The organism is Arthrobacter sp. 2YAF22_2 (genome assembly GCF_052114645.1).
GTDB lineage: Bacteria > Actinomycetota > Actinomycetes > Actinomycetales > Micrococcaceae > Arthrobacter.
The window spans coordinates 1-4,882 of the sequence record NZ_JBFRFD010000281.1 but is presented as its reverse complement, the minus strand read 5'-3'; the positions used below and the strand labels follow the sequence as shown (position 1 = coordinate 4,882).

The 4,882-nt window shown below is 67.9% G+C and carries 6 protein-coding genes and 1 pseudogene; 2 read left to right on the top strand and 5 right to left on the bottom strand.

Annotation, left to right across the window (positions count from 1 at the left end; all coding sequences use genetic code 11):
- Positions 1–447 (top strand): MFS transporter (locus AB4Y86_RS12140; RefSeq protein ID WP_441402479.1); only part of this gene is annotated, 447 nt, incomplete at its 5' end.
- A gap of 71 nt (positions 448–518) precedes the next feature.
- On the opposite strand, the gene AB4Y86_RS12135 is transcribed toward AB4Y86_RS12140, so the two are convergent.
- The 4 genes from AB4Y86_RS12135 to AB4Y86_RS12120 form a co-directional block, all read right to left on the bottom strand.
- Positions 519–1,745, bottom strand: a complete 1,227-nt coding sequence (locus tag AB4Y86_RS12135) for an MFS transporter (protein ID WP_441402478.1) — start codon at positions 1,743–1,745, stop codon at positions 519–521.
- 73 nt (positions 1,746–1,818) lie between these two features.
- The gene (locus AB4Y86_RS12130) at positions 1,819–2,277 is read right to left on the bottom strand and encodes a MarR family winged helix-turn-helix transcriptional regulator (protein WP_441402477.1); all 459 of its coding nucleotides are present in this window, start codon (positions 2,275–2,277) and stop codon (positions 1,819–1,821) included.
- 57 nt (positions 2,278–2,334) lie between these two features.
- The gene (locus AB4Y86_RS12125) at positions 2,335–2,526 is read right to left on the bottom strand and encodes a GNAT family N-acetyltransferase (protein ID WP_441402476.1); all 192 of its coding nucleotides are present in this window, start codon (positions 2,524–2,526) and stop codon (positions 2,335–2,337) included.
- Positions 2,517–2,708, bottom strand: coding sequence for a hypothetical protein (locus AB4Y86_RS12120; RefSeq protein WP_441402475.1), 192 nt, complete (start codon positions 2,706–2,708; stop codon positions 2,517–2,519). The genes AB4Y86_RS12125 and AB4Y86_RS12120 overlap by 10 nt, the downstream gene beginning before the upstream one ends.
- Before the next feature lie 130 nt (positions 2,709–2,838).
- Between AB4Y86_RS12120 and AB4Y86_RS12115 the strand changes: the two genes are divergently transcribed.
- Positions 2,839–4,326, top strand: a complete 1,488-nt coding sequence (locus AB4Y86_RS12115; RefSeq protein ID WP_441402474.1) for an amino acid permease — start codon at positions 2,839–2,841, stop codon at positions 4,324–4,326.
- A 91-nt stretch (positions 4,327–4,417) separates the two neighbouring features.
- On the opposite strand, the pseudogene AB4Y86_RS12110 reads toward AB4Y86_RS12115, so the two are convergent.
- A pseudogene (locus tag AB4Y86_RS12110) lies at positions 4,418–4,882 on the bottom strand (mannitol-1-phosphate 5-dehydrogenase); the annotation flags it as partial.

Sequence of the window (4,882 nt, the reverse complement as noted above, 5' to 3'; positions counted from 1 at the left end):
ATCCTGCTGACCGGCTCCATCGGCATGGCCGTCTCGCTGGCGACGATGGCGGTCGCGTTCAGCTCGGCCACCGGTTCCGGCAGCGACATCACGCTTCCCGGCGCCTGGGGCCCGGCCGCCCTGGTGGCCGCCAACGTCTTCGTCATCAGCTTCGGCGCCTCCTGGGGTCCGCTGGTGTGGGTGCTGCTGGGCGAGATCTTCCCGTCCCGCATCCGCGCCCGCGCCCTGGGTCTGGCGGCGGCCGCCCAGTGGATCGCCAACTTTGCCATCACGTTGAGCTTCCCGGTGATGGCGGCGGCGTCCCTGCCGCTGACCTACGCCATGTACGCCGCGTTCGCTGCGGCGTCGTTCTTCTTTGTGATGTTCAAGGTGCCGGAAACCAACGGCATGGCGCTCGAGCAGGCAGAGACGCTTTTTGTGCCGAAGGGCTCGGCCAAGAAAAAGTAACGCCCGCGGCGCCCCGTTCGGGGGCACCGCGGGCGTAGGCACCGCGGGCGTAGGCACCGCGGGCCGGAGGCTCAGACCAGGTGCGGTTCGTGCGCGACCAGGTACCGGCGGCCGCCCAGGACCACGGCGATGGCGACCGCCAGCGCCGCGGCTGCGGCGAAGAACGGCACCTGCGGGCCGAAGTGTTCGCCCAGTTGCGCCGCCGCGAAGGGCGCCAGGGCGCCGCCCATCCAGCGCACGAAGTTGTAGCCGGCGGACGCGACCGGCCGGGGCGAATCCGAAACGCCCATGGCCAGCTCGGTGTAGATCGTGTTGTTGATCCCCAGCAGCGCGCCGGAAGCCACCACCAGGACGACGACGGCGGGCACCGAGTGCCCCGCGGCCAGTCCCAGACCGGCCAGGTCCAGGAGCAGCAGCGCCAGGGTGCCCGCGAGTGCCCGGACGGCTCCGAAACGCCGTTGCAGGACCGGGGCCACGAACACCGAGAACACGGCCACGGCCACGCCCCAGCCGAAGAACACGCCGCCGATTCCGTAGGCATCCATGCCGAGGATGAACGGCGTGAAGGCGAGGATGGTGAAGAAGCCGTAGTTGTAGAACAGCCCGCTGGCCGCCGTGGTCCGCAGCCCCCGGTGGCCCAGGGCCAGCAGCGGGTCCCGGAGCCGGACCTTGCGTTCCGGCCGCGGGGTTTTAGGCAGCAGGGCGAGCAGGGCGATCAGAGCCGCTGCCATCAGGACCGCGGTGCCGAAGAACGGGGCACGCCACTGCCAGCCGCCCAGCAGGGCGCCGAGCAGCGGGCCGAGCGAGATGCCCAGGCCCAGCGCGGCCTCGTACAGGATGATGGCGGTTCCGGCGCCGCCGCTGGCGACGCCCACGATCACCGCCAGCGCGGTGGCCACGAACAGTGCGTTGCCCAGCCCCCAGCCGGCGCGGAAGCCGACCAGTTCGCTCACGTTGCCGGAGATGCCGGCGAGCGAGGCGAACACGACGATTATGGCGAGACCGACCAGCAGCGTGCGCTTGCCGCCGATCCGGGACGAAACGAAGCCGGTGATCAGCATGGCGATCGCGGTAACCAGGAAGTAGCTGGTAAACAGCAAGGACACCTGGCTGGGGCTGGCGTCGAGGTTCTTGGCAATGGCCGGCAGGATGGGGTCCACCAGGCCGATCCCCATGAACGCGAACACCGCCGCCAGGGCCGTCGCCCAGACCGCCTTGGGCTGCCTGAGCAGCGAAGCCTTTTCGGCTTCGAGGGTTGATGCTGCTTCCGGCGCGGGGGCCGTGAGCTGGCCATCCATGGAGGGCACTCCTAATGTCGTGGTTGGTCTTGCTGTGGTTCGTTCTGCCGTGGTTCGAGGCAGGCTGGGGTTGTCAGGGCTGCAGCGACTCGTTGATCCGGCCGATCACCGGGAGGGCGGCCGCGAGCGCCTGGCGTTCCCGGTCCGTCAGTGATCCCAGGATCCCTGCCATCACCGCGTTCCGGCGCGTGTTAGCGGATTCGACGGCGGCGTGACCCTCGGCGGTGAGCTTCACCCGGACGGCCCGGGAGTCGGCAGGGTCGGCCTCCCGCCGGACCAGGCCGGCCCGTTCGAGCTTGATGATCTGCTCGGTGGCACTGGGCACCTTGACGCCGAGATTCCGGGCAATCTCGCCCACGCGAACGCCGTCGTCGACCGCGTCCAGCAGCATCTTCAGCGTGCTGAGCTGCGCGGCGCTGAGCTCTCCCTCGGCGTCCAACCGCCGGACCAGATAAATGCTGTGACGCAGGGCCTCGCGGAAATCCCCGGACAGCTCGAGCAGGTCGGGATCCGGCAGCGGTTGATCGTTCATAGTTAGGAAGCCTAACAGTTAGGCACCCTAATAGCCAGCCGGGGCCGAATCCAGCGCCTACAGCCTCAGTTTCATGCCCTCGTGGCTGGCGGCGAACCCCAGCCGTTCGTAGAAGCGATGTGCAGCCGTCCGCGACTTGTCGGTGGTGAGCTGCACCAGTGAACAGTCCCGGCGCCGCGATTCCGCGAGCGCCCACCGCACCATGGCGGCCCCAACGCCTTGACCGCGCAGTTCGCGGGCTACCCGCACGGATTCGAGCTGCGCGCGCCACGAGCCGCGCCGGCTCCCTCCCGCTCGGAGCCCAGCTGGTCCTCGGCGAGCAGGGCGAGAATGTCGGGCAGGTCCCGCCGGACCGCGGAGCGCAGCCGGACCGTCCCGTCGTCGACGCCGAATGTTAGCAGGGCGGACCGGCCGGTCGTGTTGGAAGTCACATGTCCAGCCTGCCATGACGGCGGGCGGATTGTCCGACAATGTACCCCGACCCCTCAGCATGTACCTTTGAAAGGCTGATTTGTAACCGCCGTCACTTGACCGCGGCGGACAACACTAAGGATTGTTGAAATGCCCGAACAGACAACCGCGGAGCAGAGAACTGTCTCCAGCCGCGACTCCGAGCCCCATCTAGCCCGCTCGTTGAGCAACCGGCACATCCAGCTGCTGGCCATCGGCGGGGCGATAGGCACCGGCCTCTTCATGGGCTCCGGCAAGACCATCTCGGTGGCCGGACCGTCCGTGATCTTCGTGTACATGATCATCGGCTTCATGCTGTTCTTCGTGATGCGCGCCATGGGCCAGCTGCTGCTGTCCAACCTGAATTACAAGTCCTTCAGCGACTTCGCCGGCGAYCTGCTGGGCCCKTGGGCCGGCTTYTTCACCGGCTGGACCTACTGGTTCTGCTGGGTGGTCACCGGCGTGGCGGACGTGATTGCGATCGCCGGCTACGCCGAGGAGCTCTGGCCGGGCGTCCAGCTGTGGGTCCCCGGGGTCGCGACCATCGTCATCCTGCTGCTGCTGAACCTCCCGACCGTCAAGGCGTTCGGCGAGACCGAGTTCTGGTTCGCCCTGATCAAGATTGTCGCCATCGTGGCGCTGATCGTGGTCGGCCTGGTCATGATCTTCACCGGCTTCCAGTCGAACGTCGGCACCGCAAGCTTCAGCAACCTGTGGAGCCACGGCGGCTTCTTCCCCAAGGAATTCATGGGTTTCGTGGCCGGCTTCCAGATTGCCGTGTTCGCGTTTGTGGGCATCGAGCTGGTCGGCACCGCCGCCGCCGAAACCAAGAACCCGGAGCACAACCTGCCGCGCGCCATCAACGCGATCCCGCTGCGCGTCATGCTGTTCTACGTGGGCGCCCTCATCATCCTGATGTCGGTCACGCCGTGGACCGGCTTCAAGGCCGGCCAGAGTCCTTTCATCGCGATGTTCTCCCTCGCCGGCCTCGGCATGGCGGCCACGGTGGTGAACCTGGTGGTGCTGACCTCTGCCATGTCCTCGGCCAACTCGGGCATCTATTCGACTTCCCGAATGGTGTACGGGCTGGCCAACGACGGCGACGCGCCCAAGCTCTTCGGCCGGCTGTCCAGCCGCAAGGTCCCGCAGAACGCCYTGTTCCTGTCCTGCGTGCTGCTGCTCGCCGGCGTCGCCCTGCTCTACGCGGGCAAGGACGTGGGCGTGGCGTTCGACATGGTCACCACGGTGTCCGCCGTCTGCTTCATGTTTGTCTGGAGCATCATCCTGGCCAGCTACCTGGTATTCCGGAAGCGCCGTCCGGCGCTGCACAAGGCCTCGACGTTCAAGATGCCCGGCGGCATTCCGATGGTCTGGGTGGTGTTCGCATTCTTCGCGTTCCTGGTCTGGGCGCTGACCACGCAGCCGGACACCCTCATTGCCCTGCTGGTCACCCCGCTCTGGTTCGCGATCCTTGGCGGTGCCTACGCCGTCGTCCGCCGTTCGCCGCTGCACCAGGCACGGGTCACGGAGTGGAAGGCGATGGCCAACAGGGAAACCGCTCTGGCCGACGGCGAAACCGCCCTGGCCGGCCGCTCCTGACACGCCGGCGCTGAGGCGCCGGCGCTGGCACGACGAACCCTCCCCCGCATGCTGCGGGGGAGGGTTTGTCGTTGCGGTGCAGCAGGTATGGCTAGACGGCGGCCTTCGCCTCCTCGACGAGCCCGCAGACGGCCGGGAACAGCGGGTGCCCGGCGTCCAGGCCGGTGATCTGCGCCGTGGCATCCTCCGGGGTGGAGGAGTTCAGGAGCTGCGCCAGCTCAACGGCCTCGGCGTCGGCAGGGTCGTTGAAGCGCAGAGCGGCCGCGATCGCGCCGAGGAGTGCCTCGGGGACGATCCCGCGCTCGGCCAGTTCCGCCGCAGGACCGATAAAGCGCTCGTGYCGGCCGAGCTTGCGCAGCGGTGCCCGCCCTACCCGGTTCACGGTATCCGGGAGGTGCGGGTTGGAGAAGCGGCCGAGGATCTTCTGCACGTAGGCTTCCTGCTCGTCGCGGTTGAAGCCATGCTTGGCCACCAGCAGTTCCTTGGTTTCGTCCAGGACGGCGCGCACATCCGCGGCGACGTCCTGGTCCGCCATGGCGTCGGAAATCTTCTCCAG